The following is a 20,676-nucleotide window of genomic DNA, read 5'->3' as shown; positions in this document are numbered from 1 at the left end:
CATGCTTCATCAGGATTTTCCATCATTTCGGCGCGCAGCGCTCAGATCGCGCTCGCAATATTTCTTCGAGCGAGGGCAGATCGTGTTTCCCGATGGAACCACGCGTGTCACCGTCGAGCGCGATCCTCTGCCGACGTATATTTCCCGCGGAGAGGGTGCCTATCTGATTGATGTCGACGGCAATCGGCTCCTCGACCTCAATAACAATTTCACGACGCTGATCCATGGTCACGGTTACCTGCCCGTCGCCGACGCAATCGCAGATCTCCTGCAGAAAGGAACCTGCTTTTCCAATCCAACGGAGCACGAGCTTGGGTTGGCGGAATTGCTTGTGCAGCGCATACCCGCGATCGAGCAGATCCGCTTCGTCAATAGCGGCACCGAGGCCGTCATGTTCGCTATCAAGGCGGCACGCGCTTTTACAGGGCGGTCGCGCATTGCTCGCGTCGAAGGAGCCTATCACGGTGCCTATGATTGGGCCGAGGTAAGCCAGGGCGCGTCGCCCGCATCCTGGGGACCAGCCGACGGCCCTGTGTCCGCAACCTCATATGCCGGGGCACCCCAAAGCGTTGCCGAAGAGGTCGATGTAATCCGTTTCAATGATGTTGAAGGCCTGGAGCGACGGCTGGCCGCGTCGGGCGGCGACCTTGCCTGCATCCTGATTGATCCCATGCCGAGCAGGGCGGGTTTGCTCGCCCCTGAGCCGGCCTTCATCGAAGCTGTCTCCAATCTTGCCCGGCAATATGGCGTTCTCGTCGTAGCCGATGAAGTGCTGAATCTGCGTCAGGGATATCGCGGTGCATCGGCGCGTTTCGGGCTCGTGCCGGATCTTATTGCTGCCGGAAAGATCATCGGCGGCGGCTTTCCGGTCGGCGCGATTGGTGGCCGTAAGGAAGTGATGGGGGTGTTTTCAGGCTTGGGCGCGAGGCCGGCGGTGCCACAGGGCGGAACCTTTTCGGCCAATCCCGTGTCGATGGTCGCGGGAAGGGTGGCCATGGAGGCACTGACATCGGCAAGCTTCGAGCGTCTGGATGAAATGGGGGCACGTGTGCGCGATGGCCTTTCTGCCGCGATCGTGCGTCACGACGCCCCATTTATCGTCACCGGTTCGGCTTCGCTTTTCCGCATCCACCCGAAGCGGCAGGTTCCCCGTGACTATCGGCAGGCCTTCCCGACACCGGAACAGAACAGTTGGATGACCAATCTGACAAGCCACTTCCGTCAGCACGATATCCTCCTGCCCTTTGGAGCCGCCGCGTGCCTCTCCACGGCAATGACAAATACCGATCTCGATTTGATCGTCGAAGTCTTCGGCGATTTCCTCGAAACCCACGAAGCCGATTTTGCTGGAGCAATCGCATGACCACGAATTCCTTGGAAACTGTCGCCGAATGCCTGGCTCGCTCGCTGGTGCGCCATGACGTCACCCATATATTTGCCCAAAGCCTACCATCAGCGCTCATCCTGGCTGCCGAAGCGGCAGGCATTCGCCAGGTCGCCTACCGCCAGGAGAATATGGGCGGTGCCATGGCCGACGGCTATGCTCGACGATCCGGAAAGATCGGCGTGGTGGCCGCCCAGAATGGTCCAGCCGCCACGCTGCTCGTGCCCCCCATGGCCGAAGCGCTGAAGGCGAGCGTTCCGATCGTAGCACTCGTGCAGGAAGTCGAGCGCGATCAGATGGATCGGAACGCGTTCCAGGAGCTCGACCATATCGCTCTCTTCCAATCCTGCACGAAATGGGTGCGCAGGGTCATGGTTCCGGAGCGAATCGAGGACTATGTTGATGCCGCCTTCACTGCTGCTGCCTCCGGTCGACCCGGGCCGGTTGCGTTGCTGTTGCCTGCCGATCTGTTGCGCTCGGAGCTTGGTCTCACAACGCCTTCACGATCTCTGAATCTTGGCCATTGGCCGCTTGATCGGTCGTGCCCCGATCGCGCGAGTTTGCAAAGGGCAGCGGAGTTGATCGCGAATGCTCACAATCCCGTAGTCATCGCGGGTGGGGGTGTCCTCGGCAGCGATGCGTGCCATGAACTGGCCATGTTGCGGGATCTGGCTGTACTCCCAATTTTGACCACCAACATGGGCAAGGGTGCCGTTAATGAATATCATCCGCTTTCTGCTGGCGTCTTAGGATCACTCGTGGGTCCCAGGTCACTTGGGCACCATACGGCTGCCCTCGTCGGCGAGGCAGACCTTGTCATTCTAATTGGAACGCGAACCAATCAAAATGGCACGGATAGCTGGCGACAAATTCCTGCTGGGACTCAGGTGATCCACATCGATGTCGACCCTCAGGAGATCGGCCGTAATTATCAAGCGCTGCGCCTAGTCGGGGATGCGCGCGAGACCCTCAGAGAGCTTGTTCATGCCCTGAACGAGCAAGATCTATCCCAACGTCGAGACCAACGGACCGCCGTTACCACCCGCATAGCCGAGTGCTGGCGGCGGTTCGATGAGGATCGGCATCAGCTCGTGCATGCTACTGCCTCGCCGATCCGCCCGGAACGAATCATGGCAGAACTGCAGGCGTCATTGACACCGCAGACGACCGTCGTTGCGGATGCAAGCTATTCATCGATGTGGGTCGTCGGCCAATTGCGATCGCTTGACTCAGGAATGCGGTTCCTGACGCCGCGCGGTCTTGCGGGGCTGGGATGGGGCCTGCCTCTGGCTCTTGGCGCAAAGGCAGCTAGACCCGAGCATCCGGTGGTCGCCATCATTGGCGACGGCGGGTTCGCCCATAGCTGGGCGGAGATGGAAACCATGGTTCGCTCCGAACTTCCGGTAACCATCATCCTTCTCAATAACGGTATCCTCGGTTTCCAGCGGGATGCCGAGACCGTGAAGTTCGGGCGCTTCACGTCGGCGTGCCATTTTGCGCCTGTCGATCATATGAAGATCGCTCAAGCCTGCGGATGCCCGGCGGTTCGCGTTGAGGATCCAGCCGAGCTCACGGCTCATCTACAGGGTGGCCTGGCAGGCAAGGGGCCGCTGTTTATCGAGGTCATGACAGATCCTGAAGCTCATCCCGCTTTGTCCTTGTTTGCCGGCTTGGATGAGGCAGCATGATGCCAGAGCCGTCTCGCATCGCCGTCGTGACAGGAGGCACGAGCGGTATTGGATTGGCGACGGCGCGAAAGCTATTGGCGGCGGGGCATTGCGTCGCCGTCTTCAGTCACAGCGCTAAAACTGTGGCTGACGCAACTGCGGCGCTGTCCGCGGAGTTTGGATCTGGACGGGTCTTGGGCCGAGTTGTCGATCTGTCGGATCCTCCGGCTGTTGCCAATTTCTTCGATGAGCTCTCATCCAACTGGGGAGACGCCGAAATTCTCGTCTGCAACGCCGGGATATCGCCCAAGGGCCTTGCTGGTCCACGGCGGTTCGAGGATATCGGGCTGGAGGAATGGAACGAAGTGCTGGCCGTGAATCTGACCGGCACCATGTTATGTTGTCAGGCAGTCGTCAGGGGAATGCGAGACGCGGGATTTGGACGCATCATTTTGATCGGATCGCTCGCTGGGCGCACGCGCCCTCGCATCGCCAGTGGCGCTTACGCCGCCAGCAAGGCAGCACTGGCCGGCCTGATGCGCGCGCTTGTCGGGTCGTGTGGTCCTTTCGGCATAACCATTAATCTCGTGGCGCCCGGCAGGATCTTGACGCCCTTGACTGGCGATCCCGATACGCCAACCAATCGGGACGCGGTTGCACGCATTCCCTCTGCCAGATTGGGAACGCCGGAGGATATCGCCGCTGCCGTTGCCTTCCTGGCGTCAGAGGAAGCCGGCTTCGTTAATGGGGCAATCCTCGATATCAACGGGGGCGAATATGCGCCAGCCTAGAGCCGTAACACGGACCGGCGCGCCCAACTTCAAGCGCTCCGATGCGGCGGCGAAGCTCGAAGTGGCGGCCTGCAACGAAGTCATTATCTGGACCTCCGATGCAGAGCTGTTTCTGCCGTTTAGTTATATTCTGAAGACGGAAGGCTTTATTCCCTCTTTGGCTTGCAGTGCCAACGATGTTCTGGCTTCCTGCGCGAAACGCTTACCGTGTGCCGTCCTTTTCGATTGCACCCACGAAACCCAGGATGCCGTTTCCATATGTGGCGAAATCAGGCGATCCACAACACACGACAACGAGGTCCGTCTTATTGCGATCTTGCGAAGCGAAGCGCAGCCGCTTCATCTGGCCTTGCTGCAAGCCGGTGTTGATGACTGCCTGTTCAGGCCGCTTTCACCGGAGAAGTTGCTGACATCTCTCAGGCAGGCGACGGAAGAGGCCATGGAAACGGTCAACTCGAAAATAGTTGCGTCACCGGCTCTTGCTGACCTGGAAGTCGATGTCGACAGTCGCCGAATACACTGCAACGGTCGCGACTTTGCGCTGCCACCCATCGAGTTCAATATTCTACGTCACCTGATGAACAGGGAGGGACAGCTCTGCAGCCGTTCCGAACTGATTGCTTCGGCTTGGCCGGCTTCCGCCGAAGTCACGCCGCGAACGGTAGATGTTCACATTGGTCGCTTGCGCAAGGCGCTGGGAGAGTTGCCCGGATGTGGTGCGGCCATTCGCACCGTCCATGCAGCCGGCTATGTGTTCAAGCCACGGGACTTGCGAAAGAGCGGGTCAGGCAGATCAGCATAGCCGCTTTGTTTGGACGTTTTCGGGTCTTTATTGATTATTTTGATTCAGTTTGATTCGGCCGCGAAGGTGATCAATCACCGCGCCTGAAAGCTCCGTAACTTCTCGAAAATCTCTGGCGCGATCTCAAACTGACGGGCCTTACCGCGCCCCATGGAATTCTTCACGAACGTCTCCGTCAGGATCCCGCGCTTTACCAGCGGCTCAATTGTCTCCGTCACGCCCATGCGCGTGAGCTTGGTAATTTCGACTATATTTGAGATAGTTAGCGCCTGGTGAGCTTGGTTCATGATGTAGAGAACACTCATCATGCCGACCTGTTTCAGCCGCGATTGCGGTGTCTCGTCCTCCTGCGGATTATCCATGATCTCGTGCAGGATGAAGGCTGCGAACGAAAGACTGTGCCACTGCGTGGTTAGGGTACTTGTCATCTTTTTAACTGCATCATATAAGTAAGTATAAATTATCAACGACGCCTGATTCGTCGTCGGACGGATCGTTTGATATCGCCACATCGAAGGATCATGCTGATGAAACGCCTTCTGGTTGGAACAATCTTCGCCGTTGCCGGCTGCAGCCCTTTATACCTCATTTCCGAGCGGCATGCGCGCGCCGATGATTGGGGATGTCAGGTTATCCTGTGCCTTTCCAATCCAGGTGGGCCTACACAATATGCCGCCTGCCGTCTCCCGATCAACAAGCTCTGGCAGGAGCTTGCCAAGGGGCATTCCTTTCCCACCTGCAACGGTGTCGGCTTCCGGGCATCGCGTCCTGGTTACGAGCCCTATTTCTGCGATGACAGCTATCGCCTGACGACACGCTATGGTGAGCGCGGCCAACAGGAGACCTGCGTTTCGCGAACCCTTTCCAAGGTTGACGGCGGTTATTGCGCTTCCGGCCGTGATGGTAGCGCTAGAGACGACGGGCTGGTGATATCGGCGCGCTGGCAGCGGGATGGCCGGAACGTACAGTGCATGGGCTATCCGACGGCGCGGCCGAATGTGCGATCCGAGCCCCATTATGTCGATGTGACCATCGACGGCGTTGGAAGCCAGCGGGTTTGGTACTGACCATGGCCGTCTCCTTTACCGATCTTGCCCAGACCTGCGCGCCGGCGATTGCCATCGAAACGCTTGCAGCGGTTGTCAGTCTCGAAAGCCAGTTCCAGCCTTTTGATATTCGCGTGCGAGGAAGTTCATCTCTCCATGAACAGCCAAAGAACAAAGCCGAAGCGGTCGAAACCGCAACGGTACTGATGGCGGAGCATAAAGATGTCCAGCTAGGGCTTGGCGGCATTGGCATCGCCGAATTGCGCAAATTTGATTTCAGTATCGCGGATGCCTTCGATCCATGCCTTAACCTTAAGGCAACGGCGACACTGCTTGATGGTTATTATCGTTTGGCCGTGCGCGCCGGCGCGACATTGCAACAGGCTGAGCGCGTGATGCTGCAATCCTACTACGGGCGCTCCGATCCTTCGGTCGGAAAGATGGCTCAGTATGACGATCAGGTCCAAAGCGAGGCCAAGCGGCTCTCGAAGACCCTGTCCACCATAGCGATAGGGCAGAGTGCGCGGCGGCCGACGGTTTCCCAACTCCAGACCAATGATCTGTCCTTGAACGGTGAGGAAAAGCCTTCGCCCGAACGGTCGGTGAAACCACCTTCTTGGGATGTCTTCCATGTAGCGCGGCAATCATCTGCGCTGGTCTTCCAAAATGATCAACCGGAGCAGTCTGAATGATGTCGAGGATCAATATTCGTGCATTTGGCGCCACCGTTACGATGGCAACCGTTCTTTCGATCGCCATGATCGAGCCAGCCTTCGCGCAGAGCGCCGGCGGGATCGAGACGGTTCTGCAGAATATCGTCACCTTGCTCACCGGCAACGTCGCCAAGCTCTTGGCAACGATCGCCGTCATCATCGTCGGTATCGCCTGGATGTTCGGCTATCTCGATCTTCGCAAGGCCGCCTATGTCGTGCTTGGTATCGGCATTCTCTTTGGCGCCTCGCAGATCGTCAGCACGATTTCCGGGGGCTGAAGGGAATGGTGGAGAGGGTTTCGCTTGAGGAAGATACCCTGTTCCTGGCCTGCACTCGGCCGGCGATGATCGCCGGGGTGACGATGGAGGCCATGGGCGTCAACATTATGCTGACGACGATCCTCTACATTGTAGCTGGCTCGATTGCCTATGGGCTTGTCGGTGTGGTCTTTCATTTCGTTTTTCGCTCGCTCGTCAAGCATGACCACAACATGTTCCGTATTCTGCTGGCCTGGATCGAAACCCGTGGTCGTTCGCGCAACGGCGCCTATTGGAGGGGTGCTTCGCTGACGCCGTTGAGGCTGGTGCGACACTATGACGAAAGGGACCTTGGTCATGCCTAATGTGTCCCGTCTCAAATCCCGTGAACTCGAGCCGGAAACCTTCATCCCCTATGTCCGGCACGTGGACGAGGCCGTGATCGCGCTCGATTCCAGGGCTTTGCTAGCGATGATCGCTGTGGAGGGCGTATCGTTCGAGACAATCGATGCTATCGACCTGAACAGTCTGCAGGGCGATCTCAACACGCTCTACCGCAACATTGCGGACGAGCGTCTTGCAATCTGGACCCACCTCATCCGCCGCCGCGATAACACTTATCCCGACGGTGGATTCACCAATCCCTTCTCGGCAACGTTGAACCGCAAATATCGCGAGCGGATGATAAGAGAAGACCTGTTTCGCAACGATCTCTATCTCACCCTGCTTTGGCATCCCGGGCACGATCCGGCCGAGCGGCTTGCAAATTTGCTGTCACGGCTTCGCAAGGCCCAACGAGCTGCGGTCGAGCTCGATGAGGACAGCCTGAAGCATCTGCGGGACAAGGTCACCGATGTCACCGCGGGACTGAGACGCTTCGGCCCCCGTGTGCTGTCATTCTACGATCGGAACGGCATCCTGTTTTCCGAACCGAGCGAGGTGCTGCATCAGTTGATCGGCGGCCGCCGAGAACCGATCCCATTGACGGAAGGGAGGATATCCTCGGCGATCTATTCCGATCGTCTGATCTTCGGGCGCGAGACCGTCGAGATCCGCGATGAAGGGACAAGCCGTTATGCGGGCATGTTCGGTTTCAAGGAATATCCGGCGAGAACCCGCGTCGGTATGCTGGACGGCATCCTGACGGCACCTTTCGAACTGATCCTCACTCAGTCCTTCGCGTTCAGGTCCAAAACCGATGCCCGCACCATCATGGGCCGCAAGCAGAACCAAATGGTGAGTGCGGCCGACAAGGCAGCCTCCCAGATTGAAGAGCTTGATGCGGCAATGGACGAGCTGGAATCGAACCGTTTCGTGCTCGGCGAACACCATCTCACCCTCGGGGTCTTCGCTTCGTCTGTCAAAGACCTTGCTGACAATCTTGCAAAGGCGCGCTCGCATCTGACCAATGGCGGCGCTGTCGTGGCCCGCGAGGATCTAGGGCTCGAAGCTGCATGGTGGGCACAACTGCCCGGTAATTTTCGGTATCGGGCTCGTTCCGGTGCGATCACTTCGCGGAATTTTGCAGCGCTTTCTCCGTTTCATTCCTATCCCATGGGTAGGGAGGATGGCAACGAATGGGGGCCGGCCGTCGCCATGCTGAAGACGGCGTCGGGCTCGCCGTTCTATTTCAATTTCCACTATGGCGATCTCGGCAACACCTTCGTCTGCGGTCCGTCGGGTGCTGGCAAGACCGTACTTCTCAATTTCATGCTATCGCAACTCGAAAAGCATGACCCGCACATGGTCTTCTTCGACAAGGATCGTGGCGCCGACCTCTTCGTCCGGGCTGCTGGTGGTACCTATTTGCCGCTGAAGAACGGGCTGCCGACCGGATGCGCACCGCTGAAAGCCTTAGAGCTGACACCGGAGAACAAGATATTCCTGGCACGTTTTATCGCCAAGCTAGCCGGTGCGGCGGTGCGTGATTTTTCGGTCGGCGATGTCAGCGATATCGCGCTCGCGATCGATGGTCTTGCTGATCTGCCGAAAAATCAGCGCACGATCGGCGCTTTGCGCACCTTTCTCAACAATACTGATCCGGAAGGGATCGCTGCGCGCCTGCGTCGGTGGGAAAAAGGCGGGCCGCTGGGTTGGGTCTTTGACAACGAGGCCGATCAGATCGGTATCGGCGCCAAATTTCTCGGCTACGACATGACCGATTTTCTCGACAACGAGGAAATCCGTAATCCCTTGATGGCTTATCTTTTCTATCGGGTCGAGCAATTGATCGATGGCCGACGGATCATCATCGTTATCGACGAGTTCTGGAAGGCGCTGCAGGACGAGAGCTTTCTTGATCTTGCCCAGAATAAGCTCAAGACCATTCGCAAGCAGAACGGCTTGATGCTCTTCGCCACGCAAAGCCCGCGAGACGTGATCAACTCGCCGATCGCGCACACAATCATCGAACAGTGCCCAACACAGGTTTTCCTGCCGAATTCCCGCGGTGATCGAGACGACTACGTCAGTGGCTTCAAGCTCACCGAACGCGAATTCGAGCTGGTTGCCCGCGAGCTCTCCGCCGAAAGCCGGCGCTTTATCGTTAAACAGGGTCACAACAGCGTTGTCGCCGAGCTCAATCTCAACGGTTTCGGCGATGAGCTCGCAATCCTGTCCGGGCGAACGGCAAACGTCGAACTTGCCGAGGCGATCCGGGCGGAGCTTGGCGATGACCGGGACGAATGGCTGCGGATATTCCAACAGACAAGGAGTGCAAGCTGATGGCGCAGAGCAGAACGATTCCCATCACAGCGATAGTACTGTTTCTTTCTTTCCACGTCGCTGACGCGCAGGGTATCCCGGTGATCGACCAAACGGCGATCGCCAAGCAGATCGAAAGCATAACCCAGCTGAAATCGCAGCTTGATGCGCTGAACCAACAACTCCAGCAGGCCCAGCAGCTCTACGGCTCGTTAAACAAGCTGACCAATATGGCCGACGTCGCCAGCCTGCTGAACGATCCGGCGATCCGCAAGGCATTGCCAGGGGATTTTTCTACCGTCGAAAGCCTGCTCAAGGGCTCGGGTTCAGGCACGCTTGGCGATGCCGCCTCCAAATTCTTGACCGACAATTCGACCTACAAAACGAGCGCCAATGACTTTTATGCTCAAGAACTTTCGCGTCTTCAGAACAAGAATGCAGGGCAGATGAGCCTAGCCCAGCAAATCTACGATACCGCGACCAAGCGGATCGACGGGATCGATCAATTACGCCGGCAAATCTCTTCGGCGAGCGACGCCAAGGACATCGCCGATCTGCAGGCGCGGCTGCAGGCCGAAACGGCCTTTCTCCAGACCGATATGCTGAGGATGCAGGGATTGCAGATGGTGCAGCAGGCCCAGGTTCAGGTCGATGAACAGCGCAGGGCCGAGGATTGGCGCAAGCGCATGGATACAATGGGAGCGGCCCTTCAATGAAGTTTCTTGTTCTCCTCACACTCGGTGTCTCTTTGTTCGGCTGCTCGAAGCAGCCCGAGCGCACTTATTCGGTCGATGAGTTGATGGCCAACCAGACGCTGCTGTCGGATCTCATCGCCAAATGCAAAAGCAATCCCGGCGAATTGCGAGCGACGCCGAATTGCGTGAATGCCGAGGCGGCTGATTGGAAATCCCGCATGGAACGCATGGGCAAAGCACTCGGAGGCTGAGGCATGTATCAGATCTTTGCCTTCGTCGATGGGCAGTTCAAGGCACCGCTGGAGAATTTCATATCGTCAGGTACGTCGAATATCGCCAGCTGGGTCACCGGGCCATTGACGGCGGCATTGACACTTTATGTCATCCTCTACGGTTTCCTGATTCTGCGTGGATCAGTCCACGAACCGATCATGGATTTCGCTTTTCGGGCAATGAAGCTTGCCATCATCCTGATGCTGGTCACGAATGCCAGCGAGTACCAGACTTATGTCGGCGGCATCTTCTTCGACACATTGCCCAAGGAGATTTCACAGGCGTTGAACTCTGGCACGATACCAAGCGCCTCGACCTTCGACAGCCTATTGGATAAAGGTCAGAAATGCGCACACGAGATCTGGGCGCGCGCCTCATGGGGAGTCGACATCGTCACTGGCTTCGGTGGCATGCTGGTCATCTTGGCAAGTTTCGTGGTTGCCGCGATCGGTTACATTGTCTCGCTCTATGCCCGTCTCGCACTGGCAATCGTGCTCGCTATCGGCCCGATTTTCGTGGCGCTCGCCATGTTTCGCTCGTCCCGCCGCTTTACCGAAGCCTGGATCGGGCAACTCGCCAACTTCGTGATCCTGCAGGTACTGGTCGTGGCGGTTGGCTCGCTACTCATTACTTGTATCGACTCCACCTTCACAATGATCGAGAGCTACAGCGACGTGCTCATGCGACCCGTTGCGCTCGGCGCCATTTGCCTGGCCTCCCTCTACGTCTTTTACCAGCTTCCGGGCATCGCCTCGGCACTCGCCGCGGGCGGAGTGTCGCTCACCTACGGCTATGGCGCGGCACGCGACGCGCATGAAGGCACGCTCGCCCGAGGTGCTACCTACATGGCGCGAGCGACTGGTCGGGGTGCACGTGCCGTTCGCCGCAGCTTTCGTTCCGAAAGAGCCGGCTGATGTGGAACTTCAAGCAAGCAACAAGATGGTTCACGATGATCCGAATATTCGTGCTTTTTTGTGTGGCATCGACGCTCGGCGGTTGCGCGTCACATTCCTATCCCTTGCCCAAATGCGACGGCTATTCGCGCCGGCCGCTCAATCGCGCCATGTGGCAATGGGACAGCGATAGTCGGTCCACGCCGCAACCTCGTCACTCTCCGCCGGCACAGTCCGGTGGCAAGCCACCCGCCTATGTCGAGGAAAAGCCAGGTATCGTTCCCGCCGCCTTCGCGCATTTTGATGTCGGCCACTCCTATCGCCGATGCGGAGGGCCGCAGTGATGGTGACGACGGACAGTCTCAAGGATTATTTCGATAAGGCCCGGCGTTTCGACCAGGACCGCATGATCCAGATAGAACGTTCGGCCCGGATCGCTTGGTTCGTAGCCACCGGGGCGGGCATTATCGCGGCGATTTCGACCCTCGCCGTCGCGGGTTTGACACCGCTCAAGACAGTCGAGCCTTTTGTCGTGAGAGTCGACAATTCCACCGGTATCGTCGATGTCGTTTCGGCACTCAAGTCGACCGCTGGCACCTACGACGAAGCGGTGACCAAATATTTCGCCGCCCGCTATGTTCGTGCCCGCGAAGGTTATGTCTGGAGCGAGGCGGAGGAGAATTTTCGCACGGTCTCGCTGCTCTCAACGGCGCCGGAACAGACCCGCTTTGCCGCGATTTATCGCGGCGGCAATCCAGATTCCCCGCAAAATATCTACGGTCGCGGCGCCACATCGCGGATCAACATCGTTTCCATCTCGCTGATCAACGCCAATGTCCTGTCTGTTCGCTATATGCGTACCATCACCCGCGGTGACGAGACCCATACGACCCATTGGGTGGCAACGCTTACCTTCTCCTATGTGAATGCTCCAATGTCCTCGACCGACCGGTTGATAAATCCGCTCGGCTTCGCCGTCAGCGACTATCGATCCGATCCGGAGGCCATCAATTGAAACATCTGAAACATCATTGTTTGATTGCACTGCTTCTGACTGCTGGCTGGCCATCGGCAGCCCTTGCACTGGAAACGCCGCGCGGCGCATCCCAAGACAGTCGGATCCGTTTCGTCGACTATCAGCCTTACAATATCACCAGGATCGTGGGCTCGCTGCGTTCCTCCGTCCAGGTGGAGTTTGCCGCCGACGAGGAAATCGCCCATGTAGCGCTTGGTAATACGGTCGCATGGGAAGTGGCGCCGGCCGGCAATATACTCTTCCTGAAGGCGCGAGAGAACCAGCCCGTCACGAACATCTCCGTGGTCACGACACGTCGTGACGGTTCGACGCGCAGTTACCAGATGGAGTTGACGGTCCGAGACGGTCCGGTTGCCGCCGGCCAGGACACTTACTTCTATGTCAAATATCGCTATCCAGCCGATGATGCCGAGCGCCGTCGTCGGGAGGCACTCGCGCAAACCCAGGCAGCACAAGCTGGACAAGCCGACACAGTGCTGGCTTTGCATGAGCAATATGGACCACGCAATTGGCGTTATTCAGCGCAGGGATCAGGAGCGTTGGAGCCGAACGCTGTTTATGACAACGGCAAGATCACGACCATCGCCTTTACCGGCAATCAGGAAATCCCGGCAATCTATATGGAAAACTCCGACGGCACCGAGAGCCTGGTACCTAAGTCGGTTTCCGGTGACCTCGTGCTCGTTCATGCGATCAGTCGCAAATTTATCCTGAGGCGGGGACGAGACGTGCTCTGCATCTTCAACGAAGCCTACGATCCGACGGGCGTCGATCCGAACACCAATACAACATCACCTTCGGTGGAGCGCGTCATGAAAGCGCAGGCCCCAAGCGCTGCAACAGGAGGAGCCCATGGCGGATGAGGCGGAATACCCTATCCCAGGTGAGCGCGCCGAGACGGATGTCAACCAGCGAACTGAGGGCCGTCCATTCCTGAAGCGCGGTGGCGTGGTTCTAGCGATGGTCGCCTTTGTTGCGTTTTCGCTGTGGTCGATGCGTGACCGGCAAAAGGCTGAGACGAAAGAGCCCGACCATGTCGTCATTCGCCAGACGGCTGACTTCGAGCCGGCGAAGGAAGAGGTAAAGCCGGCCACACCCCTTCCTGAGGTGTTGCTACCGACGCCTGCATCAAAGGAGCAGGTCACACCCGCTGAGGACACCTTGTTGGACTCCGCCCGGCGTGCGCCCGTCATGGCCTATAATGGACAGCAGTCATCATCGCAACGCCGCGACACAGCAGCCGCGATGTCGCAAGACCCCGGCTCCAATTACCTGCCCGTTCCTGGCAGCCTTGGGGGCGCCCAACCTGAAACCGAGGACCAGCGGTTCAACAGGATGTTGACGCCGACTCATCTGGAAGGATCACGCGCCGGCACGCTCGGCAACCGCGACTTCATTGTCGCTATGGGAACTTCCATTCCATGCGTGCTCGAGACGGCGCTCGCTTCCGATCAGCCGGGCTTCGCCAGCTGCGTCATCAATCGCGATGTTCTTTCCGACAACGGCCGCGTGGTCCTGATGGAGAAAGGAACTCAGATCGTCGGAGAATATCGAGGCGGCTTGAACCGGGGCCAGAAGCGCCTGTTCGTGCTTTGGAATCGCGCAAAGACGCCAAAAGGTGTGATTATTACACTCGCCTCGCCTGCGACCGACGCACTCGGGCGGGCGGGCATGGATGGCTATGTTGACACGCATTGGTGGGAGCGCTTCGGCAGTGCCATACTGCTCTCCATCGTCGGGGACGCGACGACCTATGCCGGCAGCCGGCTGCAGGATAGTGACGTTCAAGCGCAGAATACGGCGACGGCTGGCCAGCAGGCGGCAGCGATCGCCGTCGAGCAATCCATCAATATTGTGCCGACATTGACAAAGCATCAAGGCGAACTCGTCTCGATTTTTGTCGCCCGCGATCTCGATTTTTCCGACGTCTATAGCCTGCGTGTCACCGAACCCCGCAACAGGATCCTCGATCGCGCGGTATCGGGGGATTTCGGGCCTCGATCAACGCTCGTGACCAAGTAGGGCGGAAGATGGCGGAAGCTTCAGATGCTCGTGTGGTGCGTGAATTGCTTTTGCCATTGTCTCGCTTCCTGAAGGACACGTCGCTGTATGAGATCGTCGTTAACCGCCCAGGTGAAGTCCTGACCGAGGGAACGGAGGGATGGCGACGCCATGCGCTGCCGGATCTTAGCTTCGAGAAGCTCATGCGTCTGGCCCGGGCCATTGCAAGCTATTCGAACCAGGCAATCGACGAGGCCCGGCCAATCCTGTCGGCCACCTTGCCAGATGAAGAGCGGATTCAGATTGTTGTTCCGCCGGCAACGAGCAAGGGCACGGTCAGCGTCACGATCAGAAAGCCGTCGTCGGTGACGCTGACGTTGGATGATCTCGAAAGGGGTGAATTATTTTCCAATGTCTCCTCGTCGAACCGTCATAGCGAATCCTCAGATGCGAGATTGGACAAGATCCTCAAGGCAGGCGATTACGCGACGTTTCTGCGTGCGGCGGTTCTTGCGCGCAAGAACATTATCATCTCGGGGGCGACCGGATCGGGCAAGACCACCCTGTCGAAGGCATTGATCCGGCATATCCCGGAGCATGAGCGGATAATCTCGATCGAGGATACGCCGGAGCTAGTCATCTCGCAGCCCAATCACGTCAAGCTTTTCTATTCGAAAGGAGGGCAGGGGCTGGCGAAAATCAGCGCGAAAGATCTGCTCGAATCGTGCCTCAGGATGCGACCCGATCGCATTCTTCTACAGGAGCTGCGCGACGGCTCGGCCTTCTACTACATCCGCAATGTCAATTCAGGACATCCTGGATCGATCACAACGGTGCATGCCGATTCTGCGGCGCTGGCACTTGAGCAACTGACGTTGCTCGTAAAAGAGTCGGAGGGAGGTCGTGACCTTGAGCGCGGCGATATTCATGGTTTGCTGAAGGTCGCGGTCGATATCATTGTCCAGTGCAGGCGGATCGACGGGAAGTTTCGGGTGAGCGAGATTTACTTTGAGCCGTGATCGAGCGGAGAAATGACTAGTTCCTGCATTTTGGTTTGTTCGCTTCAGCCGAGGTTCCTTGTAAACGGAAAACAGGCCTAACCGATTTTCTAGAGCTTTCCTTTTCTTCGGGTTCAAGCGAACCGCCTCGCTCATCGGAAAACTGAGCTGAAAAATGGCCGATGTGAATGCGAATTCGGGTACGTGAGCGCTCTCCAGGGCCACACGCCGTCTTTCGTCGCGCAGCCTCGTAGTTGCCCGCAGGTTATCCGAAAAATATCGAGAGCATTGGCGTGCAAATACTTTAATTTCGCGGTGGCGAGCCGGTCGGTCGCAGCATCATCGACTTGGCAATGACGCTTTTAGTGTGTTGTTGAGCGAAAAGGCGATTTCGTCAGTCGCTTTGGGATTCTAATTGATTTTCTATAACGGCGTCCGTTATTAATCGATTTTCGATAAAAACTTACGGTTTCGATGAGGCTTATGCCCACTGTTAATCAATTTTCGATATAATTAATCGTATATAAGCGTTTTTCGATGCGAATAACTGATTTCCGATGTAAGCGATTTTCGATATTATGCCTCGAAAATAATCATCGTTCGATGGTGTAACTTGTTTTTCGATGAGGAAGGAAGTCGGCATGACAGCCAATCCCGCAAATCCAACGGTCTTCCAAGAACGTATTGTGCCAATGGATACGGTCCCCGTTGGGTATGCAGCTCTCGTTCAGAAATACGGAATTGCAGCCCCTGTTCGTCACCCCTCATGCGTCGCGAAGGGCTTCGTCTATGGCTCGAGGAGAGCACATGAGGATTGGACGATCTTCGACAAGCGCTTCGCTCCAGAGGACAGCTTGCTTGGACATCTGTCTTTCGCATTGAGGCACGAGACGATCGATCTGTTGATCCTAAAAAAGCTATTTCACATCGTCCCGGCAAGTGAGATCGCAGCGCTGATCGAAGCCGAACCGACGAGCAGTGCGACGCGCAGGATCTGGTTTTTCTATGAATGGCTGACAGGTACGCGCCTTGACATTCCGGACGCGGAACGGGGGAACTATGTTGAAGCGCTTGACACCGCGAGCTACTTCACATCGTCCCCCGTGAATTCGCCCCGTCACCGCGTGCGAGACAATCTCCTTGGCACACCAGCATTCTGCCCCGTATTAAGGCGTACCGAATATCTCGTCGACACGGTCGCCCACCGCTGGGACGCTGAAGCCAAAGAGCTCATCGGAAAGATCGGAAAGGGGATCGTTACGCGCGCGGCAAGCTTTCTGCTTCTGTCGGATAGCCAGGCATCCTACCAGATCGAAGGCGAACGCCCGCCGCGAAGCCGCCTCGAGCGTTGGATGAGGGCTGTTGCTCAAGCGGGAAAGCGGCCGATCACAGTGGACGAACTCGTGCGCCTCCAGCACATTGTGATCGAGGAGAGCCGGTTCATCAAGCGCGGGCTGCGAGACGCCGGCGGCTTTATTGGCGATCGCGACTGGAACGACGATCCTCTCCCCGAATTCATTTCAGCCCGGCACGAAGACATTAGCGATCTGCTCGGAGGGATCATAGCCGCAGGAAGCAGGATGGCGGAGAGTGGGGTCGATGCCGTACTTCAAGCCTCGGTCATGGCCTTCGCCTTCGTCTTCGTCCATCCCTTCGAAGACGGAAACGGTCGCCTGCATCGGTACCTCATACACCATGTTCTGTCTGAGCGCGGATATACGCCCGCTGGCATGATTTTTCCCATTTCTTCCGTACTTCTTGAACGCCAGGAGGAGTATGGCGAGCGCCTGCGCGGTTACACCGGACCGCTGTTGCCCTTTATCGAATGGGTGCCGACACCGGAGAAAAACGTGAGTGTCCTCAACGACACTGCCGATCTCTACAGGTTCGGGGATTATACGAAGTTGACGGAATTTCTCTATGCTTGCGTCGTACAGACGATCAGGCATGACCTGCCAAATGAGATCGATCACCTCGCGCGCTTCGATGAAGCGAAGGGACGCATTCAGGATTTCCTTGAGATGCCGGACGGGATGATCTCCAGTCTCATCAATTTCATCCGTCAGAACGAGGGTACGCTTTCCAAGAAGCGGCGCAGTCGTGAATTCGAAAAGATGACGGACGAGGAGGTAACGTCAGCGGAAGCGGTGGTTCGCGACGCCTTCGACATCAGCCTATCGAATGAGGATGGCGCGCCCAAAGGCCCGCTCGGCTAGGCTCAGCCTTTCCAATAGGGCCAGCACGTCGATCGACGGTTCAAGCGGTAATGGGGGGCGGCACGAAGGCGCGCACGATTCGCCCGCTATAGGGGTCTCGACGAAGCGGCCTAGCCGAAGGTTAGAAGCTGAAACGGACATGTCCAATTACGAGAGTGCAGTGTTATTTAAGCAATTGGCTCCTGGCTTAAATAGGGGCTGAGCTAAGTTAAGCGCCCTTAAATGGCGGAGCGATACCATTTTGGGCGGGTAGCTGTGTCAGCGAATGGCTTCTTCGGGCTCAGCGGACGATGCTCAACCACCGATATGGAGGAAGGTATTCGATCGGCGTTTACAAGGTCTGCTAGACATCACCGCTTTGGCAGAGGGTGCATTTTCGGAACCGAATACTTCCTGCATGCGCAGGACGCGGATTTGTCGGGAACGATCCTGGCCCGATACGACATAGATCGAACGTTTTGTCGCCAATCGCGAAGAAGGGTGATCTCAAGGCGCTGAGTTTGCTTGTGATGAAATGTTGCCTAGATCATCCAACGATGAACTTGAATTCCGCCTCGCGTCAAAAACGACTTCTCGCCGGCAGCGTTCGAACTTTTCCACCACCAAACGCGCTAGTTTCTACGCTTTTCACGCGGGGGCCATCAGTCGCTCTTCGTGCGTCGTAGCTCGGCGGGTATGGACGGCTTTGGAGGCCTCGGTGCCCGACCTGAGAGATAGGTGACGAATTGTACCGGAGATATGGGTGGTAACACTTTCGGCTTTTTGGCGGGAGGTGTTGATGCCGTGGAGAGAGCCTTCGGTGATCGAGGAACCTCTACGCTCTGTCGCCCGGCTGCTGGAGGCGAAGGCATGAGCGATGTGTGCCGGGAGTTCGGGATCTCGCCCAAGACCGGCTACAAGGTTTTCAACCGCTACAAGGACGATGGCCTGGAGGCGCTGACGGATCGGTCACGGCGGCCTGTGCGCTATGCCAACCAGCTACCCGAAGCAGTCGTGCAACTATCATGCTCACGCTCTCACGGCCGCTTCTTGCCGTTCCCCTTTAGAGATCGTCAAATACTCCCCCTTCAGCCGCATGTGACACCAGCAGGCGAAGGCGGAGCTTGCGAAGGCTAGGCTTTCGCCGATCGCCAGGCGGTTGTTGGAGTTGCTGAGGAGCGTCAATGAGAAAAAGAAAAGGCAGGCGATATAGGCGTGCCATGCGGCGCGCGGAATAATGCCGGCCGTGCGGGCGCGCCAGACGGCGCGGATGAAGGTGGCGAGCATAAAGCCCATGATTGCCGCACCGAACAGGCCGTAACGTACTAGGATTTCCAGATAGCCGTTGTGCAGCAGCGTGTACTGAACATGCGAGTAGCGCGTCTCGGCCCAGCGTTCGAGCCACCGATTGCCCCAGCCGAAGATCGGCGCCGATGAAAAGACTTCCCAGCTGTTCGACCAGAGCTGCAGGCGTTCGTCCATCGACACCGGTGTATTGCTGGAGCTGATGGCGTTTGAAACCACGCCGCCCATCTCATGGCCATTGGCCACATTTTCGACCATGGAAAGGGCTGCCGATACAGTTGGGCCGGCCGTTTTGTCCAGATTGTGCCTGACGCCATAGATCCCTGCGATCAACAGGGCCGCGACGGCGATAATAATGATGGCACCGCTCCTCAGGCGCAGGTAGGTCAGCGTAATGAGCGCAAGGACAGGCAGTGTGATGCCGAGTGCCAGCCAGACGCCTTTCGACTTGGCACCGTAAATGGCGATGAAACAGAGCGCGAAGATGAAGGGCGACGCGATATAGGCGAAGCGGGCGATCCGGCGGTCGCTCGATTTGTTCGTTAGGTAATGCAACAGCCAGAATAGGGTGAAGATCACGATCATGCCGCAGGCGACGGCGCCGTGGATCTGGTTGTTCATAATCAGCGGGCGGATGGTTTCGCCGGCAAAGACCTCGCGCAGATGCTGAGTGGCGACCAGCATGACGAGCACCACGGCGAAATAGGCCGCGACGATCTTTTCCATCAGCTCTTCGTAGAGCAGGAAGGCGACGCCCATGATGGGGAAGAAGAAGGGGAAGGCATAGAGCCAATCCGAAGCGCCGATATCGTGCTGCGGCGTCAGCCAGAAGGTGATGAAGAAACGCGCCATGACATAGAAGGCCCAGCCCATGCAGAGCCAGCCGATCCAATCGGTGCGCGGCCGTATCGGCGCCTTCATATAGTAGTAGAGGGCGATCAGAGAGAGGAGCGCGGTGGCATACCGGTAGGCGTCGCTCTCGACGACGGTCGGCGAAGCGACAAGCAGCCAGAGAATGCCGCCGATGATGGCGAGCGGCTTCGTCATGTTGCTTCCTGCCTTCGTGACGCCGATCGGTTCGGCTGCAAGATCAGCATGCGGTTTGTTGATGCGCGAGTCGTCCAATGTCGTCATCCGCCTTTGTCCAGAATCGGTTCACCATCCGGCATTCCTCGCCCCGTCACGGGCCGTATGGTCGCAAAGGGGCAGGAATACGGCAATTTTCCCGCGCCGTTGTGTCACTGATGCCGATTTCGCTGATTGTTTGTCAATGAGCAACTCCGTCGCGCCGGACCACTTTCAATACCGTCAGGAAAATGATCTTCAGATCGAAAAGAAAGGAGCGTCGGTGCAGATAGTCCTCGTCCAGCGCCACCTTCTCGGGGATCGGCAGCTCGTCGCGGCCGTTGACCTGCGCCCAACCGGTCAAGCCCGGTAGCAAAGCGTCGACGCCACGTTCCGTGCGCAGTGCGACGAGATCGTGTTGGTTGAATAGCGCCGGGCGCGGGCCGACGATGCTCATCTCGCCTCTCAGGATGCACCAAAGCTGCGGCAACTCGTCGAGGCTCGACTTGCGCAGGAAGGAGCCGATCGGCGTCAGATAGATCTTGGGGTCCTTCAACAGATGGGTCGCAACCGCCGGCGTATCCGTACGCATGCTTCGAAATTTCGGCATGCGGAAGATCTTATTTTTCCGGCCGACCCGATCCGACCAATAGAGGATCGGACCAGGTGAGGTCAGACGCACTGCAAGTGCGACGATCAGGATCGGGATGAAAAAAACGATGGTCGCGGCTAGAGCGGCGAGAAAATCGAAAAGGCGCTTGGCGATCGTATAAAACATCGTCTCTTGTCGTTGCATCACCCTCTGTTCTGAGGGTGATCAAGGTCGTCAGTGTTCCGTCCATCTCATATCGC

Annotated in this window: 21 protein-coding genes and 1 pseudogene; 19 read left to right on the top strand and 3 right to left on the bottom strand. The window is 57.6% G+C overall.

Going from position 1 to position 20,676, the window contains the following annotated elements:
- Nucleotide 1: 1 nt before the first annotated feature.
- The 4 genes from AC13QY_RS20745 to AC13QY_RS20730 are packed head-to-tail and all read left to right on the top strand — an operon-like array spanning nucleotide 2 to nucleotide 4,644.
- A complete protein-coding gene (locus AC13QY_RS20745) occupies nucleotides 2-1,363 on the top strand; it encodes an aspartate aminotransferase family protein (protein WP_113501610.1) in 1,362 nt (453 codons plus the stop codon).
- Complete coding sequence (locus AC13QY_RS20740; protein ID WP_488493912.1) at nucleotides 1,360-3,072, top strand: acetolactate synthase catalytic subunit; 1,713 nt, start codon at nucleotides 1,360-1,362, stop codon at nucleotides 3,070-3,072. The genes AC13QY_RS20745 and AC13QY_RS20740 overlap by 4 nt, the downstream gene beginning before the upstream one ends.
- Nucleotides 3,069-3,842 (top strand): 3-oxoacyl-ACP reductase FabG, encoded by a 774-nt coding sequence (gene fabG, locus AC13QY_RS20735; protein WP_113501608.1) that lies wholly within the window; start codon nucleotides 3,069-3,071, stop codon nucleotides 3,840-3,842. The genes AC13QY_RS20740 and fabG overlap by 4 nt, the downstream gene beginning before the upstream one ends.
- The gene (locus AC13QY_RS20730; RefSeq protein WP_488493902.1) at nucleotides 3,829-4,644 is read left to right on the top strand and encodes a winged helix-turn-helix transcriptional regulator; all 816 of its coding nucleotides are present in this window, start codon (nucleotides 3,829-3,831) and stop codon (nucleotides 4,642-4,644) included. Before fabG ends, AC13QY_RS20730 begins: the two co-directional genes overlap by 14 nt.
- Nucleotides 4,645-4,718: 74 nt before the next feature.
- On the opposite strand, the gene AC13QY_RS20725 is transcribed toward AC13QY_RS20730, so the two are convergent.
- Nucleotides 4,719-5,072: a helix-turn-helix domain-containing protein gene (locus tag AC13QY_RS20725; RefSeq protein WP_095436095.1), complete on the bottom strand. Its 354-nt coding sequence runs from the start codon at nucleotides 5,070-5,072 to the stop codon at nucleotides 4,719-4,721.
- 99 nt (nucleotides 5,073-5,171) lie between these two features.
- Here AC13QY_RS20725 and AC13QY_RS20720 point away from each other — a divergent pair, with 99 nt between their 5' ends.
- The 15 genes and pseudogenes from AC13QY_RS20720 to AC13QY_RS20650 all read left to right on the top strand — a co-directional run.
- Nucleotides 5,172-5,711 carry a hypothetical protein gene (locus tag AC13QY_RS20720; RefSeq protein WP_113501654.1) on the top strand — a complete coding sequence of 180 codons (540 nt, stop codon included), beginning with the start codon at nucleotides 5,172-5,174 and terminating at the stop codon, nucleotides 5,709-5,711.
- Nucleotides 5,712-5,713: 2 nt separating this feature from the next.
- Nucleotides 5,714-6,382: a lysozyme family protein gene (locus tag AC13QY_RS20715; RefSeq protein ID WP_113501607.1), complete on the top strand. Its 669-nt coding sequence runs from the start codon at nucleotides 5,714-5,716 to the stop codon at nucleotides 6,380-6,382.
- Nucleotides 6,379-6,681, top strand: coding sequence for a TrbC/VirB2 family protein (locus AC13QY_RS20710; protein WP_113501606.1), 303 nt, complete (start codon nucleotides 6,379-6,381; stop codon nucleotides 6,679-6,681). Before AC13QY_RS20715 ends, AC13QY_RS20710 begins: the two co-directional genes overlap by 4 nt.
- A 5-nt stretch (nucleotides 6,682-6,686) precedes the next feature.
- Nucleotides 6,687-7,025: a VirB3 family type IV secretion system protein gene (locus AC13QY_RS20705; protein ID WP_113501605.1), complete on the top strand. Its 339-nt coding sequence runs from the start codon at nucleotides 6,687-6,689 to the stop codon at nucleotides 7,023-7,025.
- Nucleotides 7,018-9,384, top strand: a complete 2,367-nt coding sequence (locus tag AC13QY_RS20700) for a VirB4 family type IV secretion system protein (protein ID WP_113501604.1) — start codon at nucleotides 7,018-7,020, stop codon at nucleotides 9,382-9,384. Before AC13QY_RS20705 ends, AC13QY_RS20700 begins: the two co-directional genes overlap by 8 nt.
- Nucleotides 9,384-10,079 (top strand): P-type DNA transfer protein VirB5, encoded by a 696-nt coding sequence (gene virB5 / locus AC13QY_RS20695; RefSeq protein ID WP_113501603.1) that lies wholly within the window; start codon nucleotides 9,384-9,386, stop codon nucleotides 10,077-10,079. The genes AC13QY_RS20700 and virB5 overlap by 1 nt, the downstream gene beginning before the upstream one ends.
- The gene (locus tag AC13QY_RS20690) at nucleotides 10,076-10,309 is read left to right on the top strand and encodes an EexN family lipoprotein (protein ID WP_095433288.1); all 234 of its coding nucleotides are present in this window, start codon (nucleotides 10,076-10,078) and stop codon (nucleotides 10,307-10,309) included. Before virB5 ends, AC13QY_RS20690 begins: the two co-directional genes overlap by 4 nt.
- 3 nt (nucleotides 10,310-10,312) lie before the next feature.
- Entirely contained in the window at nucleotides 10,313-11,245 is a 933-nt protein-coding gene (locus AC13QY_RS20685) for a type IV secretion system protein (RefSeq protein WP_113501602.1), read from the top strand.
- A 35-nt stretch (nucleotides 11,246-11,280) separates the two neighbouring features.
- On the top strand, nucleotides 11,281-11,568 hold the full coding sequence (locus tag AC13QY_RS20680) for a hypothetical protein (RefSeq protein ID WP_095436093.1): 288 nt from the start codon (nucleotides 11,281-11,283) through the stop codon (nucleotides 11,566-11,568).
- Nucleotides 11,568-12,239 carry a VirB8 family type IV secretion system protein gene (locus tag AC13QY_RS20675; RefSeq protein WP_113501601.1) on the top strand — a complete coding sequence of 224 codons (672 nt, stop codon included), beginning with the start codon at nucleotides 11,568-11,570 and terminating at the stop codon, nucleotides 12,237-12,239. The genes AC13QY_RS20680 and AC13QY_RS20675 overlap by 1 nt, the downstream gene beginning before the upstream one ends.
- A gap of 5 nt (nucleotides 12,240-12,244) precedes the next feature.
- On the top strand, nucleotides 12,245-13,123 hold the full coding sequence (gene virB9, locus AC13QY_RS20670) for a P-type conjugative transfer protein VirB9 (protein WP_472517190.1): 879 nt from the start codon (nucleotides 12,245-12,247) through the stop codon (nucleotides 13,121-13,123).
- On the top strand, nucleotides 13,113-14,282 hold the full coding sequence (virB10, locus tag AC13QY_RS20665; RefSeq protein ID WP_113389758.1) for a type IV secretion system protein VirB10: 1,170 nt from the start codon (nucleotides 13,113-13,115) through the stop codon (nucleotides 14,280-14,282). Before virB9 ends, virB10 begins: the two co-directional genes overlap by 11 nt.
- An 8-nt stretch (nucleotides 14,283-14,290) precedes the next feature.
- Nucleotides 14,291-15,280, top strand: a complete 990-nt coding sequence (gene virB11 / locus AC13QY_RS20660; protein WP_113352757.1) for a P-type DNA transfer ATPase VirB11 — start codon at nucleotides 14,291-14,293, stop codon at nucleotides 15,278-15,280.
- 620 nt (nucleotides 15,281-15,900) lie between these two features.
- Nucleotides 15,901-17,475, top strand: coding sequence for a Fic family protein (locus AC13QY_RS20655; RefSeq protein ID WP_113367170.1), 1,575 nt, complete (start codon nucleotides 15,901-15,903; stop codon nucleotides 17,473-17,475).
- A 778-nt stretch (nucleotides 17,476-18,253) separates the two neighbouring features.
- Nucleotides 18,254-18,468, top strand: a pseudogene (locus AC13QY_RS20650) (helix-turn-helix domain-containing protein); the annotation flags it as partial.
- Nucleotides 18,469-18,483: 15 nt separating this feature from the next.
- Here the strand turns inward: AC13QY_RS20650 and AC13QY_RS20645 are convergent.
- Both AC13QY_RS20645 and AC13QY_RS20640 read right to left on the bottom strand, forming a co-directional pair.
- On the bottom strand, nucleotides 18,484-19,893 hold the full coding sequence (locus AC13QY_RS20645; protein WP_113352756.1) for an O-antigen ligase family protein: 1,410 nt from the start codon (nucleotides 19,891-19,893) through the stop codon (nucleotides 18,484-18,486).
- Nucleotides 19,894-20,026: 133 nt separating this feature from the next.
- A complete protein-coding gene (locus AC13QY_RS20640; RefSeq protein WP_113352755.1) occupies nucleotides 20,027-20,602 on the bottom strand; it encodes a sugar transferase in 576 nt (191 codons plus the stop codon).
- Nucleotides 20,603-20,676 lie beyond the last annotated feature (74 nt).

The organism is Martinezella sp. CNPSo 3795 (genome assembly GCF_057784475.1).
The sequence above is the reverse complement of the archived record's forward strand: the minus strand, read 5'-3'. Positions and strand labels throughout refer to the sequence as shown.

Coding starts and splice junctions, on each gene's coding strand:
- AC13QY_RS20740 (WP_488493912.1), top strand. CDS start 1,360: ATGACCACGAATTCCTTGGAAACTGTCGCCGAATGCCTGGCTCGCTCG.
- AC13QY_RS20720 (WP_113501654.1), top strand. CDS start 5,172: ATGAAACGCCTTCTGGTTGGAACAATCTTCGCCGTTGCCGGCTGCAGC.
- AC13QY_RS20730 (WP_488493902.1), top strand. CDS start 3,829: ATGCGCCAGCCTAGAGCCGTAACACGGACCGGCGCGCCCAACTTCAAG.
- AC13QY_RS20725 (WP_095436095.1), bottom strand. CDS start 5,072: ATGACAAGTACCCTAACCACGCAGTGGCACAGTCTTTCGTTCGCAGCC.
- virB11 (WP_113352757.1), top strand. CDS start 14,291: ATGGCGGAAGCTTCAGATGCTCGTGTGGTGCGTGAATTGCTTTTGCCA.
- AC13QY_RS20700 (WP_113501604.1), top strand. CDS start 7,018: ATGCCTAATGTGTCCCGTCTCAAATCCCGTGAACTCGAGCCGGAAACC.
- AC13QY_RS20690 (WP_095433288.1), top strand. CDS start 10,076: ATGAAGTTTCTTGTTCTCCTCACACTCGGTGTCTCTTTGTTCGGCTGC.
- fabG (WP_113501608.1), top strand. CDS start 3,069: ATGATGCCAGAGCCGTCTCGCATCGCCGTCGTGACAGGAGGCACGAGC.
- AC13QY_RS20655 (WP_113367170.1), top strand. CDS start 15,901: ATGACAGCCAATCCCGCAAATCCAACGGTCTTCCAAGAACGTATTGTG.
- AC13QY_RS20705 (WP_113501605.1), top strand. CDS start 6,687: ATGGTGGAGAGGGTTTCGCTTGAGGAAGATACCCTGTTCCTGGCCTGC.
- virB5 (WP_113501603.1), top strand. CDS start 9,384: ATGGCGCAGAGCAGAACGATTCCCATCACAGCGATAGTACTGTTTCTT.
- AC13QY_RS20710 (WP_113501606.1), top strand. CDS start 6,379: ATGATGTCGAGGATCAATATTCGTGCATTTGGCGCCACCGTTACGATG.
- AC13QY_RS20640 (WP_113352755.1), bottom strand. CDS start 20,602: ATGTTTTATACGATCGCCAAGCGCCTTTTCGATTTTCTCGCCGCTCTA.
- virB10 (WP_113389758.1), top strand. CDS start 13,113: ATGGCGGATGAGGCGGAATACCCTATCCCAGGTGAGCGCGCCGAGACG.
- AC13QY_RS20715 (WP_113501607.1), top strand. CDS start 5,714: ATGGCCGTCTCCTTTACCGATCTTGCCCAGACCTGCGCGCCGGCGATT.
- AC13QY_RS20685 (WP_113501602.1), top strand. CDS start 10,313: ATGTATCAGATCTTTGCCTTCGTCGATGGGCAGTTCAAGGCACCGCTG.
- AC13QY_RS20675 (WP_113501601.1), top strand. CDS start 11,568: ATGGTGACGACGGACAGTCTCAAGGATTATTTCGATAAGGCCCGGCGT.
- AC13QY_RS20745 (WP_113501610.1), top strand. CDS start 2: ATGCTTCATCAGGATTTTCCATCATTTCGGCGCGCAGCGCTCAGATCG.
- AC13QY_RS20645 (WP_113352756.1), bottom strand. CDS start 19,893: ATGACGACATTGGACGACTCGCGCATCAACAAACCGCATGCTGATCTT.
- AC13QY_RS20680 (WP_095436093.1), top strand. CDS start 11,281: ATGATCCGAATATTCGTGCTTTTTTGTGTGGCATCGACGCTCGGCGGT.